The 547-nt window shown below is 54.4% G+C and carries 1 rRNA gene; it reads left to right on the top strand.

The annotated features are described in order from the left end of the window. Positions 1-237: 237 nt before the first annotated feature. Positions 238-547: ribosomal RNA gene (locus AB4Z16_RS28090) — 16S ribosomal RNA — on the top strand; the annotation flags it as partial.

The following is a 547-nucleotide window of genomic DNA, read 5'->3' as shown; positions in this document are numbered from 1 at the left end:
GCAGTACCGCCCCCGGCAAAGCCGGTGTGGCCAGTTCTTTAACAACCAAACAACCGATAAGTGTGGGCGCTTGATGGCGAACGCCRCGYRGACTYCGGTCTGCGTGWTGCTTCAAAAGTTATTAAGTGCTCGCACAGTAAAACATGTTCGGTTCGTTCTTCGGAATGGATCGAGTCAGTTTTCTGAGAGTGAGCGACCGCTCGAAAGAGCGAGGTGCTTCGGCACCACACAGGTATTGAACTGAAGAGTTTGATCCTGGCTCAGATTGAACGCTGGCGGCATGCCTTACACATGCAAGTCGAACGGCAGCACGGGAGCAATCCTGGTGGCGAGTGGCGAACGGGTGAGTAATACATCGGAACGTGCCCTGTTGTGGGGGATAACTAGTCGAAAGATTAGCTAATACCGCATACGACCTGAGGGTGAAAGCGGGGGACCGAAAGGCCTCGCGCAATAGGAGCGGCCGATGTCTGATTAGCTAGTTGGTGGGGTAAAAGCTCACCAAGGCGACGATCAGTAGCTGGTCTGAGAGGACGATCAGCCACAC

It is taken from the genome of Allobosea sp. TAF32 (genome assembly GCF_052113585.1).
Lineage (GTDB): Bacteria > Pseudomonadota > Alphaproteobacteria > Rhizobiales > Beijerinckiaceae > Allobosea.
Note: the sequence above shows the minus strand (reverse complement) of the source record. Positions and strands in the feature narration are given on the sequence as shown.